Genomic DNA, 19905 nt, shown 5'->3' on the forward strand with positions numbered 1-19905 from the left:
AAAAAAACAAGGGAGGCAACACACATGAAGGGCAAAAAAATGGCAACGCTCGTGCTGTCGGGGGTCCTGGCGACGAGTCTGGCGGCAGGCTGCAGCAACGGAAATGGCAATGGCGGCAACAATGGCACGGACACGGCCGGAAACGCGGCCAAGACGGTCAACGGCGTCGACATCTCCAAGGAAGTGAAGCTGGTGTATTACCTGTGGGGCTCGGAGGGGGTCGCCAATCCGGACATTCTCGCCGAGATCAACAAGCTGATGAAGCGCGATCTCAATGCGACGCTGGAGGTCAAGTATATCGACTGGCCGGACGTGGCGACGAAGTATCCGCTGCTGTTCGCCTCGGGCGAGCAGTTCGACATGGCGCATGCCTCGCCGGGCGCGGCGGTGTCGTACTTCTCGCTGGCGAGCCAGGACGCGCTCGTCGACATCACGGACATGCTGGATACGGTCGCGCCCGATCTGAAGGCGGCGATCCCGGAGCGGACATGGGCCGGCGCGCAGACGGACGGCCGCATCTACGGCGTGCCGTCGCTGTATAGCGAATTCACGCCGACCGGCTTCGCCTACCGCTCCGACCTGCTGGACAAGTACGGCATGGACGAGATCGATTCGATCGCGGACATGGAGCAATTCATGGACAACGTGCTGGAGAACGAATCGTACCCGCCGATCAACGGCAACGCCAACGACGCCTTCAACATGTATCGCATGCTCGTCGATACGACCGATATGTGGCTCAATGCGCCCGGGATCGCGCTGACCGAGCTCAATCTCGTGACGAAGAGCCCCGAGGATTACAAGACGGTGTTCCACCCGGCGTTCACGCCGGAATTCGAGGCATGGGCGGTCAAGATGCGCGAGTGGTCGGACAAGGGCTACTGGCCCAAGGACATCCTCTCCTCGCAGGTGGACGCCGGCACGAATCTGCGCGCGGCCAATTCGGCGGGCTACCTGACGCATGCGCAGGACTGGATCGGCAAGTACGGCACGGATATGCAGGCGCAGCCGGAATCGAATCCGTACTTCTACGCCTTCGCCGAGGCCAATCACAAGATCAAGCGCAAGCAGGGCGTCGAGAATTCGACGGTGATCAGCGCCAATTCGCCCAATCCGGAGCGCGCGCTGCTGGCCATCGAGAAGTTCATGACCGATCCGGAATACTATAACCTGATCCAATACGGCATCGAAGGACGGCAGTACGTGGTCGAGGACGGCGTCAAGAAGCGCCCCGAGGGCTTCGACGAGAAGGTCGACGGCGGCGGCTTCGCAGCCTGGTCGCTGCGCAACGACGCATTCAATCTGCTCAGCGACACGGAGAATCCGATCCGCACGGAGCTGTACGAGGAGTGGGACGAGGCGGCGATCAACGATCCGTACGTCGGCTTCAGCTTCGATCCGAAAAACGTCTCGACGGAAATCGCGGCCATCTCCAACGTCAACCAGCAACTCGGCATGCAGCTGATGCTCGGCAAGACGAGCAAGGAGCCGAAGGCCGCGGTCGAGGAGTACCGCAAGCAGCTCGAGGCGGCCGGCATCGACAAGGTCATCACCGAGGTGGAAGCGCAGCTGGCGGACTTCGAGCCGCAGGGCTGACGCCGGATCAGGGAAAGGGAACGATGGCCACGATCAAAGATGTCGCCAAACTGGCGGGCGTGTCGATCTCGACCGTGTCGTATGCGCTGAACAACCACGATAAAGTCAGTCTGTCTACCAAAAAGCGTATCCTGGAGGCGGCGCGCAGGTTAAACTATCAGAAAAACGGCATCGCTTCCGATCTGAAGCGCAGCAGTACGCGCACGATCGCGCTGATTGTCACCGACTTGGCCGGCCCGCACTATGCGGAGCTAGTCAAGGGCATCCAGGAGGTGGCGCTGTCGCGGGGCTACGATCTGCTCGCCTGCAGCTCGCTGGGCGGCGAGCAGTCGACCGCGGTCAAGTTCCTCACGGAGAAGCGCGTCGACGGCGCGATCGTGCTGGCCTACAACATCCCCGCAGCGACGCTGCGGCGCGCGGCGCGGGAGGCCTATCCGATCATCCTGCTCGATCGGGAGATCGAGAGCCCGCACACGGTGAGCATTGAGGTCGACAATGAGGCTGGCTGCCATATGGCGACGGAGCATCTGATCGAGCAGGGGCATCGCCGACTCGCCTACGTCGGCGGCAATCCGATGGAGCCGCTCAACGAGCAGCGGGTGAGCGGCTTCAAGCGGGCGCTGCGCCAGCATGGGCTGGAGCGCGAGGGTCAGCTGCATCAGTTCGGCATGTTCAACCGCGACAACGGCTACGCCATGACCAAGATGCTGATCGCCGAGGGCAATCTGCCGACGGGGATCCTGTATTACAACGACGAGATGGCGATCGGCGGCATACAGGCCTTCCGTGAGTACGGCATCCGGGTACCGGGCGACGTCTCGGTGATCGGCTTCGATGATATCGAGCTGGCGCAGTACGTCCGGCCAGCGCTGACGACCGTCATGCAGCCCAAGTACGAGCGCGGCGCGCTGGCGGCTCACCTGCTGTTCCAGGCGCTGGACGGCAAGCCGCTCGAGCCGCGCTATCGGCTGCCGACGCGCCTGATCGTGCGCGACTCGGTGCGGGCGCCTGCAGGCCATGAAGGAAAGGTCCCGCTTCGGAGCGAATAAGTAAGGAAGCACGAGAACGCATGCGTTGCCGAAGCGGGGAGAAAAACGACTATGGCTACAATCAAAGATGTCGCCAAGCTGGCGGGGGTCTCGATCTCAACGGCGTCCTACGCCCTGAATAACAGCCCCAAGGTCAGCGGCAAGACAAAAAAGAAAATTCTGGAGGCGGCGCGCCACCTGAACTATCAAAAAAACGGCCTCGCCTCCGATCTCAAAAGAAGCAGCACCCGCACCATTGCCCTGATCGTCACCGACCTGGCCGGTCCGTTCTACGCGGAGCTGGTCAAGGGCGTCCAGGACGTGACGCTGTCCAAGGGCTATGACCTGCTCGCCTGCAGCTCGGCGGGCGGCGAAGCGTCGACGGCGATCAAGTTCCTGACGGAAAAGCGCGTCGACGGCGCGATCGTGCTGGCGCACAATATCGCCGCAGAGACGATCGAGCTGTCCGCGCGCCCGGCCTTCCCGGTCGTCGTGCTCGACCGCAAGGTCGACAGCGACCACGTCGTCAGCATCGAGGTCGACAATGAGCAGGGCTCCTACCAGGCGGCCGGCCGTCTGATCGATCTGGGACATCGCGAGATCGCCTACATCGGCGGCCGCGCGATGGGCGAGGTGCATGGCAAGCGGCTGGACGGCTATGCGCGCGCGCTGCGCGAGCACGGCCTGGACGCGGAGCGGCGGCTGCATCAGTCCGGCCACTTCGACCGGGACAACGGCTACCGTCTGACCAAGATGGTGATCGCCCAGGGGCATCTGCCGACCGCGGTCATGTACGCCAACGACGAGATGGCGATCGGCGGGATCGCCGCCTTCAAGGAGCAGCGCATCGGCGTGCCGGAGCAAGTGTCGGTCGTCGGCTTCGACGACATCGAGCTGGCGCAGTACGTGCGTCCGGCGCTCTCGACCGTGCTGCAGCCCAAGTACGAGCGCGGCGCCCTGGCCGCTCATCTGATCTTCCAGCTGCTCGAGGGCCAGGAGGTGGAGCGGCACTATCAGTTCCCGACCCAATTCGTATCGCGGGACTCGGTGCGGGCGCTGACGTGAGGGAGCGGGTGCAGACTTAGCAGAAAGGAAGGATGGCCTGTGCGCATCCTGTATATCGACATCGACTCGCTGCGGCCCGATCACCTCGGCTGCTACGGGTATCATCGCAATACCTCGCCAAACATCGACCGCATCGCGGCGCGCGGCACGCGGTTCACCAACTACTATGCAACCGACGCGCCATGCGCGCCGTCGCGGACGGCGATGTTCAGCGCGAGATACGGCATACACAATGGCGTGGTCAACCACGGCGGGCTGGCCGCCGACCGGCGGCCGATCGGCGCGGAGCGGCCGTTCAACTACCATCACACGGCGCATCAGGCATGGGTGGACGTGCTTCGGTTCCAGAAGATGCATACGGCGATCATCAGCCCGTTCCCCGGTCGCCATGCGGCCTGGCATGTGCTGGAGGGCTTCCTGGAGATGTACGACACCGGCAAGCATGCGGGCGAGACGGCGGGCGACGTCTCTGCGGAGGCGCTGCGCTGGATCGCGGGCCGCGGCGCGGAGCAGGAGGACTGGCTGCTGTATCTGAACTTCTGGGATCCTCATACGCCGTACCGTACGCCGGAGGCCTACGGCAATCCGTTCGCGGACGACCCGGCGCCGGAGTGGCTGACCGAGGACATCATCGCCGCGCAGCGCGAGCGCTACGGCACGATGAGCGCGCGCGACCTGCCGCTCGGCCGGCAATGGCCGAACCTGCCGGCCGAGATCGCCTCGCGCGCCGACTTCAAGCGCTGGATCGACGGCTATGACACTGCGATCCGCCATGTCGACGACCATGTCGGCCTGCTGCTGGAGGCGCTGGAGGCGCGCGGTCTGCTGGAGGACACCGTGATCGTCGTGTCGGCCGACCACGGTGAGAATCAGGGCGAGCTCAATATCTACGGCGACCATCAGACAGCCGATCACATCACGAGCCGCATCCCGCTGATCGTAGCCGGACCGAGGATCGCCGAGGGCCGGGTCGACGAGGACCTGCACTACAATATCGACCTCGGACCGACGCTGGTCGAGCTGGCGGGGGGCGCGCAGCGCCAGGGATGGGACGGCGAGAGCTTCCTGCCTGCACTGACGGGGAGCGAGGGGGACGAGGGGGGCGAACAGAAGGGCCGTCCGTATCTCGTCGTCAGCCAGATGGCCTGGAGCTGCCAGCGCGCGGTGCGCTTCGATCAGTGGATGCTGATCCGCACCTACCACGACGGGCTCAAGGAGCTGCCGCCGCTCATGCTGTTCGACGTCGAGCGCGACCCGCACGAGACGCGTAATCTGGCGGACGAGCGGCCGCAGGAGGTCGCCAAGGGGCTGCGCCTGCTGGACGAGTGGCTGACGGAGCGGATGTACGAGGCGGACAGCCCCGTCGATCCGATGTGGCAGGTCATCCGCGAGGGCGGACCGTATCACACGCGCGGTCTGCTGGACGACTATCTCCAGCGGCTCCGGGAGACCGGCCGGGAGGCCGCGGCGGAGCGGCTGGCGGCCCGGCATGCGGGGGCGTAAGGCAGGAGCGCGATGCAGGACGTAAGGTAGAACCTCTGGATGTACGTGAGGCAGGAGCCATGTCGGGAACCTGGGAAGCCAGACACGGGAAGGCGACGTTGCGAACGAGTGACGTCGTCTTTTTGGCATCCCCTTCGCTGATTCACGCCGCGGGTACACGCCGAAAAGCTGCTCCATGCGTCCTGCCCGCGTTAGCGCCTCGATATGGGCGAAAGCCATCTGTAATGGACATGAGAGTCGTGTCTTTTCGTCTGTAACTTGCGCCGCCATCTATACTACGGGGGGACCTGGTCTACAATGCTTGGTGCTATATCCCCTTCGCTCAGAATGGAAGAGCTTGACATGCCGTCGAATGTCAATGTCCAGAGGCGTGGGAGGGAAGCGAGGATAACGGATCTTAATAAGTGTGAAAGGGGGCGGGTGAAATGTTGGAAAAAATAAAGGCCTTTTTTCAAATGCGCACGCAATCGGAAAGCGGGAAGAAACAGACAGGTAAGGAGATAGACAAGGCCAAGCGCTCCTCTGGCTCGCAGGCAGCGCCCAAGCCGCCAAAGCAAAAGGTCGCAGCGGCTCGCATCGGCGAGCTGGGCGAGCATAAAATTGATCTGCAGCTCGATCAATTGCCCAAGGACTGCATGTACATGAGCGATCTGCTGCTGCCCAATTCGAAATCGCGGACCGGCTATTCGCAGCTTGATCATGCAGTGGTTTCGCCTTATGGCATCTTCGTCATCGAAACGAAAAACTATGCCGGCGAGATCAAGGGCGCTCGGCAAGACCGAAATTGGAGGGTCAGCAACCGCTACAATCTGTATAATCCACTGCTGCAAAATAAAGGACATATCAAGGCGTTGCAGGCCCACCTGTCGGAATTTAACGGCGTGAAATACATTTCGATGATTTCCTTCACGATGCGGTGCCGATTCAGCCTGGATCCTGATCTGCGCAAAATCCATTCGGACGAGCTGGTCGTCTACGATGTCGAGCTGTCTGAATACATTGCCCGGAAGCTGTTGCGCTTAAAGGCAGAGCTGCCGCAGCGGACGCTTAGTCGCGACGAGGTGGAAGCAATCTGCACAAAAATTAACGGTCTGAATGTCGATGATGCGAAAGCACGGGCGGAACACGCGAGGCTGGCCGGCGGAAGAAAAAAGGAGACGGGGGGAGTCGGCTATACGGGGGACGCCCAATCGTAGGGGCATTAGCCTGTTACATAACTATGCATACTGTGTGAAATAAAGGCGGTAGAAAGTTTGGCTGCCCAGCTAGCCTATGCTTATGGCATGTGGTCGTTCGGCTGTCGTCATGGCGCCGGGCCCGGCTCGCTGGGAGCTGCGCGAGAAAGCTTTTTTTGGCGGCAAGCGACGCCATGTGCCGAATAGGTGAGTGAAGCGAGTGGTCATATGAAGCGCCCCTTTGTACCAGTACGTCATTGCCAACAGTATAGCCTTTGGCTTGGCAGATTGCCAAATGAAGTGGATGAATAGGGTTTGGTTTGCGACTTCATAAATTGGCGGATTGGAAACAAAAAAGACCGCGCGCAGCGGTCTTTTTGATAGCATGGTGCAAAATGCGCGGATATGGAGATTCATGTGCCGCCCTAGTCAAGGCAAGCGATCGCGGAGCTGCTCCACCTCTTCAGGCGTGAAGCCGGTGGCTGCAGCGATCAGCGTGACGTCCATGTCCAGATCAATCATGCGCTTGGCGATTTCCTGTCTGCCTTCGAGCTTGCCCTCCAGCTTGCCCTCCAGCTTGCCCTCCAGCTTGCCTTCCAACTTGCCCTCGAGCTTGCCTTCAAGCTTACTTTCCCGCTTAATATCATCCAATACTTTTTCGAAGCCCATGATCGCTGCATCTCCTTTCGCATTCTGTATAGCGCGCGACGTCAATCAGCAAATATTCAAAGTTGAGCAATTCGGAGCCGAACATGTCTTCATGGCCGAGCAGCTTGCGAAATTGACGCTCGGCTGTCCACCGCTGTTTTCCGTTGTAGAGCACAATGGGCACAATCGGGGACAGGCGGTACGATGTGTCGTGACGCTGGTGGATCGATTCCCGGTGTTCGTCGGATGGCAAATCGGATCCTCCCTTTCGGTTCCTCCTCACCATTATACTGCGAACGGCAAACGAGGACAATGAAGGGTCACATTTGAATGGCTTGCAAGTAGCACGTATTCGGAAGCCTGGGCGTGTGCGCATGCAGGAGGCGGTTGCCAAAATCGGAATTGTCATATATCATGATATATTATTATGAGCTATATGGCTTGATGGAAATGAGGGAGCATCGTGGAAGAGACATCCTCGAAACCGCTATACGAGAAAATCTTTGAAAACGTGAAGCAAGACATCGTGGCCGCGAAATACGGCATCGGCGAACGAATCCCGTCGGAGAAGGAACTGGCGGACGCTTATGGCGTGAGCCGAATTACTAGCAAAAAGGCGCTGGAGCTGCTGGCAGCGGAGCGGCTGATCGTCCGCAAGCCGGGCAAGGGCTCGTTCGTGGCCGACGCCGAACGCGATTTTGCGGACAGCGCAGTGGCGGTACAGGAGCCCCCGGGTGCGGCGCCGACGAAAATGGTATCGATCGGCCTGGTCATTACCGACTTTGGCAATAGCTACGGTACCGGTCTTATCTACGGCATGGAGGAGGCGGCCCGCGAGCATGATTGCTTCCTGGTGCTGCGGCGTTCGTTCGGCATTCCGGACAATGAGGACGCCTCGATCCAGAAGCTGCTCGAGCTCGGCGTGGACGGGCTGATCGTGTTCCCCGCACAAGGCGAATACTTCAGCGCGGAGATCCTCAAGCTGGTCATCGAGCACTTCCCGCTGGTGCTGGTCGATCGCCATCTCAAGGGCGTGGCGGCGGCTTCGATCTCGACGGCGCACGCCGATGCGGCCCGCAATGCCACGGAGTATTTGTTCGACCTCGGGCACCGGCATATCGCCTTCCTCTCGCCGCCGACCGACACGACGGCCGTCGAGGAACGGATCGAAGGATTCATCCAGGCGCATGCCGAGCAGGGGGTGGCGGTGGACCGGGAGCTGTGGATCAACGCGGTCACCTCGACGCTGCCCAATTCGTTCAATGAGGCGAATATCGAGCGCGACATTGCGATAATCATGCGGCATCTGCAGGAACACCCGGCCATCACGGCCGTATTCGCGGTCGAGTACAACATTGCCCTGCTGGCACGCGAGGCCATCGTGCGCCTGGGACGCCGCATCCCAGAGGATTATTCGGTGGTGTGCTTCGATTCACCACCGACCTCGCTGGGCGGGGGATATGCCTTCACGCATATCCGCCAGGACGAGGAGCAGATCGGCCGGCTGGCGGTGGAGAATGTGCTGCGGATCATGAAGGGCGAAACTGTGCCGCGCAAACGGCTGCTCGGCGCCGAGCTGATGGTCGGCGAATCGACGGGCCCGGCGCGCGCTTAAGGTGCTTCCGTGCAGGCGGGCCCTGCAGCGCCGTTTTGCCGTTACCGGATTGGCAATGTCCGTCACCGGATGGGCGATAAGGGTACAAAGACTTCCGGCGGGAAGTCTTTTTGTTGTGGCGCTTCGCTTGAGACGAGGCGGCGAGCCCTCACTTGCGGAGCTGTAGCCCGGGTCGCTTTGCGGCGGGCGGGACTTTACTCCCTTTGTCATCTTGGTATATCAACTATACGGAATTTTAGAAAATTAAATATTGACATCATACTAATATAACAATATACTGACTGGTGTAAGCGCTATCCATTATGCAATATGGACTTTATGCAAGCGTATTCATTCATCTGTGCAAGACCTCGATTATAAAAAAGGGAGGCATCACCAATGAAGAAGAAATGGATGACCTTGACGGCAACTGTGCTGACGACGGCGCTGCTCGCCGGCTGCAGCGGCAATAGCGGCGGCAGCGCAGGCGGCAATGCAGGCGAGGGAGGGACCAACTCCGGCGCCGCCGGGAGCGGCGAATCGGGCGGTGCGCCGGTCGAGCTGACCTTCTGGGGCGATTGGGGCGGCGAAGGGCAGGCCCAGTTCGAGACGATGGCGGGCGCCTTCAATGCATCGCAGGACGACATTCGCGTCAAGTACGTGCTCCAGCAGGACATGATTACCAAGTTCCTGACCTCCGCGACCTCGGGCGGCACGCCGGACATTCTATTCTGGGATCGCTGGCGGACGTCGCTGTACGCGCCGAAGAACGTGCTGCACCCGATCGACGAGCTGATGGCTCGCGACGGGGTTGAGCGCGACCACTACTTCGAGGAGTCGCTCAAGGAGCTGACGTACAACGATCAGTTGTACGGCCTGCCGCTTACCGTCGATGCGCGGGCGTTGTTCTACAACAAGACGATGCTGGAGGAGGCCGGGCTCGAGCTGCCGACCACCTGGGAAGAGCTGGCGACGGCCGCCAAGGCGCTGACCAAGCGCAGCGGCGACCGGCTGGAGGTGGCTGGCTTCTCGATGGGCGATCCGGGACTGTTCAGCATGTATCTGCAGCAAGCGGGCGGCCAGATGCTGACCGCGGACGGCAAGACCAATTTCAATAATGCGCAGGGCCTGGAGGTCTTGTCCTTCTGGGATCGGCTGATGAATGAAGACAAGGTGTACAAGATCGGCTTCGAGCAGGGGCTGGGCGAGGGCACCGACGCCTTTGTCACCGGCAAGCTGGCGATGCACTACACCGGACCGTGGATGCTCAGCACCTACAAGAAGTACGGCAGCGAGCTCGACTTCGGCATTGTGCCGCCGCCGGCCGGACCCGGCGGCGATCTGGCCAGCGTGATGGGCGGCTTCGGCCTGGTCATTCCCGAGGGCTCGCAGCACAAGGAGGAGGCGTGGACGTTCATCAAGTGGTGGCTCGCCAACAAGGACAACGCCATGCTCTGGGCCGAGACGTCGCTTAATCTGCCCGGCTACAAGCCGGCGCTGGAGGACCCGTTCTTCGCCGACGATCCGCTGTGGCAGCCGTTCCTGGAGACGCTGGAGTTCGCCAAGATCCGGCCGCAGCACCCCGGCTATTCCGTCATGGAGGTCGATGGCCTGATCCCTAATCTGGAGCTGTTCCTGCAGCGCAAGCAGAGCGCCGAGGAGACGCTGGCCAAGGCGCAGACGCAAGGCGACAAGCTGCTCAAGGATAACGAGGTGATCGAGTAAGCCGCCGTCCGCGCGCAAGGCGGGAGGAGCAGGAGAAAGAGAAGAAGGAGGGATCCCGGTGTCCGCGATCAACAAGCTGGAGCGTCATCAGGCCAGAACCGCATACCTGTTCATCGCGCCGACGATGCTGCTGTTCGTCATCTTCATGGTCATCCCGGTCGGGATGGCGCTGTACCTGAGCTTCACCAACTACGATGTGCTCAGCCGCATGGACTGGGTCGGGCTGGACAATTACCGCAGGCTATGGGACGACAGCTTGCTCTGGCTGACTTTTCGCAATGTGCTGCTGTATGCGGTGCTCTTCGTCCCGCTCAATATCGTCGTCTCCTTCGGACTGGGGCTGCTGGTGAACAAGGCCTGGCGCGGCATCAAGCTGCTGCGCACCTTGTACTACCTGCCGACGCTGACCTCGGCAGTCGCAGCCGCCACCGTCTGGCTGTGGCTGCTGCATCCCGAGTTCGGCCTGGTCAACGGCGTGCTGTCCGGGCTGGGGATCACCGGGCCGGCTTGGGTCGCCGAGACGGAGACGGCGATGGTGGCGATCGTGCTCGTGACGCTCTGGCAGTCGGTCGGCTCTAATATGATCATCTATCTGGCGGGTCTGCAGGGCGTGCCGGGACATCTGTACGAGTCGGCGCGCCTGGACGGGGCCAACCGCTGGGACATGATCCGCTATATCACCTGGCCGCAATTGCGGCCGACGACGTTCCTCGTCAGCACGATGGCGATCATCGGCGCGCTGCAGCTGTTCGATCAGGCCTTCGTCCTGACCCAGGGCGGACCGGCCAATACGACCAAGACGCCCGTCTATCTGATCTATCAGCAGGGCTTCAATCAATTGCAGATGGGCTATGCCTCTGCGCAGGCCTTCGTGCTGGCGATGGCGATCCTGATCTTCACGATCGTCAACATGCGCATTACCCGAGCGGAAGAATCGGTTATATAGGAGGTGAATCCGATGGCGAACAGACTGACGGGGGCCGCGGCGGTGCGGCGGACACTCTTTTATGCAGGCAGCGCGATGATCGCGATCGTCATGTTCCTGCCGTTCTACTGGAGCTTGCTGACCGCCGTCAAGCCGAATGAGGAGATCTTCACCATCCCGATTCGCTGGGTCCCGACTTCGATCACCTTCGAGCATTTCGTGACGGCGTTTACGACGGTGCCGTTCGGCTTGTACTTTTGGAATTCCTTCGTACTGGCGGTGCTGGGCGTTGCGTTCAATCTGTTTTTCGGCTCCCTGAGCGGCTACGCCTTCGCCAAGCTGCGCTTCCGGCTCAATCAGCCGCTGTTCCGCATCCTGCTGGCGGCGATGATGATCCCGGGCGTCGTCACGATGATTCCGAGCGTGTACGTGCTGCAGCATTTCCCGCTGCTCGGCGGCAACAACCTGCTGGGCGAGGGCGGCTTCGGCCTGATGAACACGATCTGGGGCGTGATCCTGCCGGGCGCGTCGGGGTCGTTCGCGGTGTTCTTCATGCGCCAGTTCTTCGTCTCGCTGCCGAGCGACATGCAGGAGGTGGCGCGCATCGAGGGGGCGGGCGAGTTCCGCATCTTTTGGCGCATCTATCTGCCGCTGACGGCGCCGGCGCTGGCGACGCTGGGCATCTTCACCTTCCAGGCCGGATGGAACAGCTTCCTGTGGCCGATGATCGTGCTCAGCGATCCGCAGAAGCATACGATTCAGATGGGCCTGCAGGCCTTCTCGTACAATTACCAGACTGACTTCGGACCGATGATGGCGGGCGCGCTGGTGGCCATCGCCCCGATCCTGGTGCTGTTCCTGCTGCTGCAGCGCTATTTCGTCCAGGGCATCGCCTTCAGCGGGGTCAAGGGCTAGCGACACACTTCACAGGGAGGAGACACAAGCGATGAATCAAGCACGACACGCGCACGCCGCGTCGATCTGGCAAGCCCGGGCCGACGCGGCGCAGCGCACGCTCGATGAGCAGTACTGGAACACGGGGATAGGCATGTACAATATTCAGACGCCCTGTCCGAACGGCGATTGCAATACGATCTTCCACTACTGGTGGATGGCCCATGCGGTCGAAGCGCTGACCGACGCGCTGGAGCGTACAGGCGAGGCGCGATATGCCCGGCGGCTGGGGGAGCTGTACGACGGCCTGCTGGCGCGCAACGGAGGCGTATGGCCGAATCCGCTCTACGACGACATGGAATGGATGGCGATCGGCTGGCTGCGCGCGCATCGCGCGACCGGAGAGGCGCGCTATCAGGAGGCGGCGCTGGAGCTGTGGGCAGACATCCAGACCGGCTGGAACAATCATATGGGCGGCGGCATCGCCTGGCAGAAGTCGCAGCCGGACTACAAGAATACGCCGGCCAATGCGCCGGCCGCGATCCTCGCGGCGCGGCTGTACGACGCCTTCGGCGATCCGGCCGACCTGGCCTGGGCCCGCAGGATCTACGCGTGGGTGCGCGACGCGCTGGTCGACCCGCAGACGGGCTTCGTCTGGGACGGGATGAACCGGCTGCAGGATGGCGCGATCGACAAGGACTGGCGGTTCACCTACTGCCAGGGCGTGTATATAGGCGCCGCCTTGGAGCTGTACCGGATCACCGGCGAGCATGCGTACAGAGCGGATGCCGAGCGCACCTGGGCGGCGGCGCTGGCGGAGCTGACCCGTCCGGGGGACCGGCTGTTCCCGTACGAGGGCACGGGTGACGGCGGCTTGTTCAAGGGCATCCTGGCCCGCTATGCCGGTCAGTTGGCCCTGCTGCCGGAGCAGGATCGCGGTGTGGCGGAGGTGCTGGCGGCGAATGCCCGGGCGCTCTGGCAGGCGGCCGGGGCTGCAGCCGAGGACGGCGGCGATAATGGTGGCGCTGCTGGCAGCGGAGCGCTGCTGTTCGGCGGGAGCTGGGAGGAGCGGCCTGTAGGGGATGTGGAGCTCAGCACGCAGCTGAGCGGCGTCATCCTGCTGGAGACGGCGGCGCGGCTGGAGGCGGCGGCCCTGTCGGAGGGGAGGTGACAGGCGGCGCGGCGGGCTGGTCCGAGCGGGCGGAGTGGCTGCAGGAGCGACTGTATGCGAACTTCCACGATCGGCAGTCCGGTATCCTGCGGCAGTGGCATCCGGCGGAGGCCGGGGCGCCGGGCGAGAACTTCTACTATTGGTGGCAGGCGCATGTCATCGATGTCTGGGTCGACGGATATACGCGCACGCGGGACGCACGGTACCTGGCGCGCATTCGCTCCCATGCCGAGCAGCTGCGCCGGATCAACGGCGGCACCTTCCTGCACCCGTACTATGACGATATGGAGTGGCTGGCGCTCGCGCTGCTGCGGGTGTACGACGTCACCGGGGAGGCGTGCTGGCACGATCGGGTCCTGGAGCTGTGGGCGGATATCAAGGCCGGCTGGAACGACCAGATGGGTGGCGGCGTGGCCTGGAACAAGCATCAGCTGGATTACAAAAATACGCCGGCCAATGCGCCGGCGGCGATCCTCGCGGCACGGCTGCATCAGCGCTTCGGCGCTCCGGAGGATCTGGCGTGGGCGGAGCGGATCTATGCCTGGAACCGCACGCATCTGGTCGATCCGGCGAGCGGCTTCGTCTGGGACGGCATCAACCGGCTCGGGGACGGCGCGATCGACAAGGACTGGACGTTCACCTACTGCCAGGGCGTCATGATCGGCGCGGGACTGGCGCTGCATGCCTGCACGGGTGCGGCGGGATATCTGGCGCACGCCCGCCAGACGGCGGAAGCGGCGCGACAGCGCTACGTCGATCCCCGGAGCGGCCTGCTGCCGGACGAAGGCATCGACGATACCGGGCTGTTCAAGGGCATCCTGGTCCGGTACATCGCACTGTTGGTGGAGACGGGCGAGGCGCCCGGGTGGGAGGAGGCGTTGCTGCGCAGCGGCGAGACGCTCTGGTCGGCCGGCCTGTGCCGGGCGAGCGGCCTCGTCGGTCCGTCCTGGGCGGACCGCCCGGACGGACCGGTCCAACTGAGCGTGCAGCTCAGCGGCATCATGCTGTTCGAGGCGCTGGCCCGTCTCGCGCAGCGGCGGCATGCGGAGTGCGGCTCGAATACAAGCCAAGGGTAACGGGTAACGTGAACGATCTCTGAGAGAAGAGGTGTGAACATGAGGAAGTGGGAAAAAAGCGCGGCCGCCGTCCTGGCGGGTCTGCTGCTCCTGTCGCTGCTCGCCGCATCCGGCGGGCGCAGGGCGGAGGCCTTCACGGCGGCCAATGCCGACGACGCGATGACGGACTTTATCGATGTGTTCTACGATCCGGCAGCCCAATACTTCTATACGAACAGCGATCATCTGATCCATCCCGAGCATGCGCACGGCCCGGACGGCGGGCTGTACACCGACTTCTGGTGGGGGGCGCAGCTGTGGGAGACTGTGATGGATGCCTATGAGCGGACGAGCGACCCGGCGTATCGCACTCTGATCGACGACATCTATGCCGGCTTCAACGCCAAGTACCCGGATATGATGGCCAATGCCTTCAACGACGATCTCGGCTGGTGGGCGCTGGCTTGCCTGCGCGCCTACGAGCTGACCGGGACGGCGGAGTATCGCAATCGGGGCTCGTTCCTCTTCGACCGCATCGACGAGGAATGGGATACGAGCTACTACGGCGGCGGCATCTGGTGGCGTCGCGACGCCCACGATCCGACCGTCTCGGCCAACGCCCAGAAGAACGTCGCCACCAACGCGCCGCTGGTCATGACGGCGGTGAAGCTGTACCAGGCGACGGGGGACAGCGCCTACCTGACCAGCGCGACGCAGATCTACACCTGGGTCAAGACGAAGCTCGTGTCGGGCAGCAAGGTCAACGATCATCTGGAGGGTACGGGTGCCGGTACGGTCGTCGATTGGGACTTCACGTACAACTACGGCAATTATCTGGGCGCGGCCGTCTCGCTGTATGAGGCGACGGGGAACAGCGCCTACCTGAGCGATGCCAATACGGCTGCGACCTATGCGGTCAACAACCTGGTGTCGGCACAGACGCTGCTGTACGAGGGCGAGAATGACGGCGCCGGCTTCAAGATGATCTTCGCCCGCAATCTCAATCGGCTGCGCGTCATCGGCGGCCAGTCCCAATACTTGAACTTCCTGCAGCAGAATGCGACGCAGGCATGGAACCACCGCCGAACGAGCGACGGGATCATCGGCAGCGACTGGCTGCGGCCGACGGGCTCCAGTTACGTGCAGAGCCTCGCAGCAGCGGCGGGCGCATCGATCCTGCAGCTGACGCCGCCGGACAACTACACGGGCTACATCGCCGGCAATGGCGCGTACGAGGCCGAGAACGCACGGCGCACGCTGGTCAGCGGCGGCGGCATGATCAACGAGAGCACGCAGGGCGGCTATACCGGCCGCGGCTACGTCGCGGGGTGGAACACGAGCGGCACGTCGCTTGACTTCTACGTCAATCAGAATAGCGCCGGCACTCGCACCATCACGTTCCGCTATGCCGCGGGCGCAGGCGACGCTTCGCGCTATGTGCGCGTGAACGGCGCGTATGTGGCGAACAACCTGGTCTTCGGCAGCACCGCGGGCTGGGGCAGCTGGAACACCGTCTCGCTGACCGTACCGCTCAATGCCGGGTCCAATACGATTCAGCTCGGCTACGACAGTACAAGAGGCAACGGCAACTTCCTGAATGTGGATATCCTCAGCGGGTTGTAGATGCGGCGAACTGACGGGCATGTGCCGCCGTGGTCAAGTTGACGTCGACCAGATAAGTGGTTCGTCATGATCCAGGCAGTGGTTCGTCATGAAAGAGGAAAAAGACCGCGCGCAGCGCGGTCTTTTTGAATAGATAGAAAGCAATGACTTATGCAATGCGCGCGCCAACTTTGGAGAGACCGTGTGGCGCCTGGTCAGGGCAAGCGATCGCGAAGCTCTTCCACCTCTTCGGGCGTGAAGCCGGTGGCTGTAGCGATTAGCGTGACGTCCATGTCCAGATCAATCATGCGCTTGGCGATTTCCTGTCTGCCTTCGAGCTTGCCCTCCAGCTTGCCTTCACGTTTGCCTTCGAGCTTGCCTTCACGTTTGCCTTCCAACTTGCCCTCGAGCTTGCCCTCGAGCCTGCCTTCAAGCCTACCTTCACGCTTAATATCATCCAGTACTTTTTCGAAGCCCATGATCGCTGCATCTCCTTTCGCATTCTGAATAAACGCTTGTACCTCGGGCTCGTGCTCAGGTAATTTCTGGAGAAGGATGTTGGCCATCCATGCTATAAATTGTTGCAGGTGATCGTCCGGTAGTCGCTGCATCGTCTGCATCAGCTTGGCGAGACGCGCCAACAGCTGCGTCTGGTCCTCCGTCTGATCCAGCAAGAAGACAGAGCCAATGGTATTGGACAGGGAGAGAAGTTCTTCTTCGGTATAGCGCGCGACGTCAATCAGCAAATATTCAAAGTTGAGCAATTCGGAGCCGAACATCTCTTCATGGCCGAGCAGCTTGCGAAATTGACGCTCGGCTGTCCACCGCTGTTTTCCGTTGTACAGCACAATCGGCACAATCGGGGGCAGGCGGTACGATTTTTTGTTGAGTTGCGCCTTCTTCTGATCCTTCAACAAGTATCGCCAGATCTCCGTTTGGTATAACAGCAGGCGATAAGGCATCTGGAAGTCGACCTTGGACTGCATTTCTAATAGTAAATAGAACACAACTTCCTGTCCGTTTAACTGCACGCGGTAGACCAGATCGGCTTCCTTGCGTTTGAAATCCTGGAGTACGAAGGAATGCGGGATTTCCTGCACGCTGCTCTCGTCGATGTCTTGCACCCATCCTTTGTGAACAAAGGAACGGAGCAGCTCCACAAAGATCTTTTTGCTGGAAAGCAGGAAGCGGTACGATGTGTCGTGACGCTGGTGGATCGATTCCCGGTGTTCGTCGGATGGCAAATCGGATCCTCCCCCTCGATTCTTTCCTTCTATTATATCGCGATCGGCAAGTGAGGACAATGCAGTGTTGCATCTGAACGGCTTGCAATTAGCACTTTTTCGGAAGCCGGGGCCGAAGTTTGGGATGGAGCAATTGGTGGCGGATCAGCGTTGTTCGGCGGGAGCTGGGGTTTGTCGTGGTAACGCCGGGTGAGATAATCGACCTGCACGGGATTTCGCCATGGTGGGAATGCTAGGGTGCGAAGTTTTTCTAGGATGTGGTATGCTGTAAAAGTATGACCGTTACAGTTCTGGGGATTAAGAAGGGGAAAGGAAACTATAAAAAATGTCCGACATTAAGCTTTTTCATACAACGGGAGAGGTGAAAGAATTGCCGGCCAGCTCCGTTGTGCTGGAGAGAGAATTGCAACTATTAATTGAGAAGCATATGCCTATATTTTTTGGTGTTACGTTTCTGAAGAGCGAATATATCACATCTAACGGCGGTAGAATCGACAGCCTGGGCTTGGATGAAAACAACTGTCCGGTTATATTTGAATATAAAAGAACCAGTAACGAGAATGTCATTAACCAGGGGTTGTTTTATCTCGACTGGTTACTTGATCATAAAGCAGAATTTGAGTTGCTGGTGATGAAAACGCTTGGGAAAGAATGTTCGGATAAGCTGGATTGGAGTATGCCCAGACTGATTTGTGTGGCAGGAGATTTTACGAAATATGATGAATATGCAGTGAAACAAATTAATCGAAACATTGATCTGATTCGCTACAAAAAGTTTGGGGCAGATTTATTGATGCTAGAGCTTGTTAATTCAAGTACGGTGAAGCCCTTCAATATCCAAGAACAAGGAGAGAAAGGGACGAAGCCCTCGTGGGACAAGACCTTTCAAGAACAGCTCCGGTCCACCACGCCCATGCTTAGAGAAATGTACTATTCCATCCGAGCCTATATTCTTGCACTCGGGGATGACGTGACCGAAAATCAGCTTAAATTGTATACCGCGTTCAAAAAAATGAAAAACATCGTGTGTGCAGAGGTCTATCAAAAGCAGATCCTTTTACATATGAGATTGAATCCAGATGATCTTGACCTTGAGGATGGCTTTACTCGAGATATGCGGAATGTAGGACATTATGGCACCGGTGATGTACAAGTGATCATAAAATCGCCTGAGGATATGGAAAAGGCGAAGCCCTTAATTGAGCAAGCTTATTACTCAAACTAGGGCAGAGGAATCTTAGCAAGCTTAGCGTCTTGTTCAACCTTAGAAAAAGTGAGGAGTGTGTTAAATTGCAAAATTTAACACAGTCGCTTCCAGTGCTGTAGAAAACTTGCGTAGTGGATGTCTCCGAATACAAGATATCGTTATAGTTGAGCTTAAAACGTCTCCCAAATCAACGTTTTAAGCTCATTTTCATTCCTATTATTCCAGTCTATAATAATCCCCAAGTAACTCCGCTACTTCGAGCCCAACAACTCCGCCACCGTCACCTCGAGCGCCTGCGCGATGGCGAGGAGCTCGTAGTCCTGGACGAGCCGGTCCTGGCCCTCGAGCCGGGAGAGGCTGGTCGGGCTGATGTCGAGGCCGGCCGTCTGGAGGCGGGCGAGGAATTCCTTCTGCTTCATGCCCTTGGCCTTGCGGATCGCGGTGACCCGGGTGCCGATGATGTTTTTGTCGCCGGGCGGCGTCTTGCGTGGCTTCATCGTTCGCGCACCTCCCTGTTTTTTCTTCACATTGTAGAAGAGCTTCGTCTTGTTTTAATCCGATATTCGCATTAAAATAAAATAAACCGATAATCGCATTAAAATACGAGGGCAGGCATCACGGTCAGGCACAGGACGCGCTTAAGACGAAGAATGGGGGCTGACCCGCGAATGAAGGAACTGCTGCATCGATTCGAGGAAGAAAAGCGCAGGCTGCACGAGCTGGCGAGACAATCGCTGGAGCAAGGCATCCCGCTCGGACGCAACGAGGCGGTCCAGGCGCAGAGCCGCAAGGTGGACGAGTGGATACTGCGGCTGTATGAGATCAAAGGACGGCGCGGGCACAAGTCGCGCTGAGCCGGAAGGAGGTACCTATGTCGGATATCCCGCCCTGGTTCGAGCTGGCGATCCAGCAGCGCCTGGACACGGTGTCTGCCCGCATCGAGCGCGATCCCGATCTGCGCGTCCGCCGCTCGGAGGAGGCCGCCGCGCTGGAGTCGCTGCTGGACGGGCTGGAGCAGTCCCGGCTGCCGCAATACCTGGATTGGGAGGACAAGCATCATTACCGCCGGGCGCTCGAGCAGGAGCAGCTCTATGCTCAGGGGCTGCGCGACGGCGTGCAGCTCGTCGTGGCGCTGCTCGGCGAGCCGCAAGGGCCGTCGCTGGAGGAGGATGCAGCGACGGCGGCGGATGGCGATTCGCCGCGATCCGCGCCCGATCGCGATCCTACGCGCCATACCGAGCGCGACTCGGAGTAGCGTGTGACCGTAGATTGGAGTAGCGCGTGACCGTAGATTGGTGAGCCGTAGGGACGGCCTGCGAGCCGGTCTTTTGGACCCATCGGCTCATGATCGTACCAGCGGACGGCTCGCCCGGCCCATGTGTCAGGTCGTACGCCTGCGAGACGGGCAGCGCCGCCCAATAACGGCACAGTCCAATAACGGCACAGTCCGATTCGCAATTGGCGAAATATGGC

At 60.5% G+C, this 19905-nt stretch carries 19 protein-coding genes; 15 read left to right on the plus strand and 4 right to left on the minus strand.

The window, feature by feature from the left end; translation table 11 throughout:
* Positions 1–24: 24 nt before the first annotated feature.
* The 5 genes from IDH44_RS15520 (at position 25) to IDH44_RS15540 (ending at position 6388) form a co-directional block, all read left to right on the plus strand.
* Positions 25–1596, plus strand: a complete 1572-nt coding sequence (locus IDH44_RS15520) for a DUF3502 domain-containing protein (RefSeq protein WP_190919173.1) — start codon at positions 25–27, stop codon at positions 1594–1596.
* Positions 1597–1619: 23 nt separating this feature from the next.
* Complete coding sequence (locus IDH44_RS15525; RefSeq protein ID WP_190919175.1) at positions 1620–2645, plus strand: LacI family DNA-binding transcriptional regulator; 1026 nt, start codon at positions 1620–1622, stop codon at positions 2643–2645.
* A 51-nt stretch (positions 2646–2696) separates the two neighbouring features.
* Positions 2697–3689 carry a LacI family DNA-binding transcriptional regulator gene (locus tag IDH44_RS15530; RefSeq protein ID WP_190919177.1) on the plus strand — a complete coding sequence of 331 codons (993 nt, stop codon included), beginning with the start codon at positions 2697–2699 and terminating at the stop codon, positions 3687–3689.
* A 39-nt stretch (positions 3690–3728) separates the two neighbouring features.
* A complete protein-coding gene (locus tag IDH44_RS15535) occupies positions 3729–5192 on the plus strand; it encodes a sulfatase family protein (RefSeq protein ID WP_190919179.1) in 1464 nt (487 codons plus the stop codon).
* A 425-nt stretch (positions 5193–5617) separates the two neighbouring features.
* Complete coding sequence (locus IDH44_RS15540) at positions 5618–6388, plus strand: nuclease-related domain-containing protein (protein ID WP_190919181.1); 771 nt, start codon at positions 5618–5620, stop codon at positions 6386–6388.
* Positions 6389–6796: 408 nt separating this feature from the next.
* On the opposite strand, the gene IDH44_RS26615 is transcribed toward IDH44_RS15540, so the two are convergent.
* Both IDH44_RS26615 and IDH44_RS26620 read right to left on the minus strand, forming a co-directional pair.
* A complete protein-coding gene (locus tag IDH44_RS26615; RefSeq protein WP_223869715.1) occupies positions 6797–7036 on the minus strand; it encodes a hypothetical protein in 240 nt (79 codons plus the stop codon).
* A complete protein-coding gene (locus IDH44_RS26620) occupies positions 7011–7268 on the minus strand; it encodes an Rpn family recombination-promoting nuclease/putative transposase (protein ID WP_223869716.1) in 258 nt (85 codons plus the stop codon). The genes IDH44_RS26615 and IDH44_RS26620 overlap by 26 nt, the downstream gene beginning before the upstream one ends.
* A gap of 210 nt (positions 7269–7478) precedes the next feature.
* Between IDH44_RS26620 and IDH44_RS15550 the strand changes: the two genes are divergently transcribed.
* From IDH44_RS15550 to IDH44_RS15580, 7 genes are all read left to right on the plus strand, one after another.
* Positions 7479–8630 carry a GntR family transcriptional regulator gene (locus tag IDH44_RS15550; RefSeq protein WP_397326786.1) on the plus strand — a complete coding sequence of 384 codons (1152 nt, stop codon included), beginning with the start codon at positions 7479–7481 and terminating at the stop codon, positions 8628–8630.
* 378 nt (positions 8631–9008) lie between these two features.
* Entirely contained in the window at positions 9009–10334 is a 1326-nt protein-coding gene (locus tag IDH44_RS15555; protein ID WP_190919182.1) for an ABC transporter substrate-binding protein, read from the plus strand.
* A 58-nt stretch (positions 10335–10392) separates the two neighbouring features.
* Complete coding sequence (locus IDH44_RS15560; protein WP_190919184.1) at positions 10393–11280, plus strand: carbohydrate ABC transporter permease; 888 nt, start codon at positions 10393–10395, stop codon at positions 11278–11280.
* Positions 11281–11292: 12 nt separating this feature from the next.
* Positions 11293–12174 (plus strand): carbohydrate ABC transporter permease, encoded by an 882-nt coding sequence (locus IDH44_RS15565; protein WP_190919186.1) that lies wholly within the window; start codon positions 11293–11295, stop codon positions 12172–12174.
* A 31-nt stretch (positions 12175–12205) separates the two neighbouring features.
* Positions 12206–13324: a glycoside hydrolase family 76 protein gene (locus IDH44_RS15570; RefSeq protein WP_190919188.1), complete on the plus strand. Its 1119-nt coding sequence runs from the start codon at positions 12206–12208 to the stop codon at positions 13322–13324.
* Entirely contained in the window at positions 13321–14400 is a 1080-nt protein-coding gene (locus tag IDH44_RS15575) for a glycoside hydrolase family 76 protein (RefSeq protein ID WP_190919190.1), read from the plus strand. Before IDH44_RS15570 ends, IDH44_RS15575 begins: the two co-directional genes overlap by 4 nt.
* Positions 14401–14439: 39 nt before the next feature.
* On the plus strand, positions 14440–16002 hold the full coding sequence (locus IDH44_RS15580) for a glycoside hydrolase family 76 protein (protein ID WP_190919192.1): 1563 nt from the start codon (positions 14440–14442) through the stop codon (positions 16000–16002).
* Between the two features lie 194 nt (positions 16003–16196).
* On the opposite strand, the gene IDH44_RS15585 is transcribed toward IDH44_RS15580, so the two are convergent.
* Entirely contained in the window at positions 16197–17225 is a 1029-nt protein-coding gene (locus IDH44_RS15585) for an Rpn family recombination-promoting nuclease/putative transposase (protein WP_190919194.1), read from the minus strand.
* 325 nt (positions 17226–17550) lie between these two features.
* Here IDH44_RS15585 and IDH44_RS15590 point away from each other — a divergent pair, with 325 nt between their 5' ends.
* The gene (locus tag IDH44_RS15590; RefSeq protein ID WP_190919195.1) at positions 17551–18450 is read left to right on the plus strand and encodes a DUF5655 domain-containing protein; all 900 of its coding nucleotides are present in this window, start codon (positions 17551–17553) and stop codon (positions 18448–18450) included.
* A gap of 233 nt (positions 18451–18683) precedes the next feature.
* Here IDH44_RS15590 and IDH44_RS15595 read toward each other — a convergent pair whose 3' ends face one another.
* The gene (locus IDH44_RS15595) at positions 18684–18929 is read right to left on the minus strand and encodes a helix-turn-helix domain-containing protein (RefSeq protein ID WP_190919197.1); all 246 of its coding nucleotides are present in this window, start codon (positions 18927–18929) and stop codon (positions 18684–18686) included.
* Between the two features lie 171 nt (positions 18930–19100).
* Here IDH44_RS15595 and IDH44_RS15600 point away from each other — a divergent pair, with 171 nt between their 5' ends.
* Together IDH44_RS15600 and IDH44_RS15605 are read left to right on the plus strand one after the other, a co-directional pair.
* A complete protein-coding gene (locus IDH44_RS15600) occupies positions 19101–19286 on the plus strand; it encodes an aspartyl-phosphate phosphatase Spo0E family protein (protein WP_190919198.1) in 186 nt (61 codons plus the stop codon).
* Between the two features lie 17 nt (positions 19287–19303).
* Positions 19304–19687, plus strand: a complete 384-nt coding sequence (locus IDH44_RS15605; RefSeq protein WP_190919200.1) for a hypothetical protein — start codon at positions 19304–19306, stop codon at positions 19685–19687.
* Positions 19688–19905: the final 218 nt, after the last annotated feature.

Source organism: Paenibacillus sabuli, from assembly GCF_014705605.1.
Classification (GTDB): Bacteria; Bacillota; Bacilli; order Paenibacillales; family Paenibacillaceae; genus Paenibacillus_D; species Paenibacillus_D sabuli.

What these genes read in the sequence shown, in the direction of transcription:
- IDH44_RS15555 (WP_190919182.1), top strand. Translation starts at nt 9,009, where the DNA reads ATGAAGAAGAAATGGATGACCTTGACGGCAACTGTGCTGACGACGGCG.
- IDH44_RS15530 (WP_190919177.1), top strand. Translation starts at nt 2,697, where the DNA reads ATGGCTACAATCAAAGATGTCGCCAAGCTGGCGGGGGTCTCGATCTCA.
- IDH44_RS15540 (WP_190919181.1), top strand. Translation starts at nt 5,618, where the DNA reads ATGTTGGAAAAAATAAAGGCCTTTTTTCAAATGCGCACGCAATCGGAA.
- IDH44_RS15520 (WP_190919173.1), top strand. Translation starts at nt 25, where the DNA reads ATGAAGGGCAAAAAAATGGCAACGCTCGTGCTGTCGGGGGTCCTGGCG.
- IDH44_RS15525 (WP_190919175.1), top strand. Translation starts at nt 1,620, where the DNA reads ATGGCCACGATCAAAGATGTCGCCAAACTGGCGGGCGTGTCGATCTCG.
- IDH44_RS15590 (WP_190919195.1), top strand. Translation starts at nt 17,551, where the DNA reads ATGTCCGACATTAAGCTTTTTCATACAACGGGAGAGGTGAAAGAATTG.
- IDH44_RS15600 (WP_190919198.1), top strand. Translation starts at nt 19,101, where the DNA reads ATGAAGGAACTGCTGCATCGATTCGAGGAAGAAAAGCGCAGGCTGCAC.
- IDH44_RS15565 (WP_190919186.1), top strand. Translation starts at nt 11,293, where the DNA reads ATGGCGAACAGACTGACGGGGGCCGCGGCGGTGCGGCGGACACTCTTT.
- IDH44_RS15570 (WP_190919188.1), top strand. Translation starts at nt 12,206, where the DNA reads ATGAATCAAGCACGACACGCGCACGCCGCGTCGATCTGGCAAGCCCGG.
- IDH44_RS15605 (WP_190919200.1), top strand. Translation starts at nt 19,304, where the DNA reads ATGTCGGATATCCCGCCCTGGTTCGAGCTGGCGATCCAGCAGCGCCTG.
- IDH44_RS15580 (WP_190919192.1), top strand. Translation starts at nt 14,440, where the DNA reads ATGAGGAAGTGGGAAAAAAGCGCGGCCGCCGTCCTGGCGGGTCTGCTG.
- IDH44_RS26615 (WP_223869715.1), bottom strand. Translation starts at nt 7,036, where the DNA reads ATGGGCTTCGAAAAAGTATTGGATGATATTAAGCGGGAAAGTAAGCTT.
- IDH44_RS15595 (WP_190919197.1), bottom strand. Translation starts at nt 18,929, where the DNA reads ATGAAGCCACGCAAGACGCCGCCCGGCGACAAAAACATCATCGGCACC.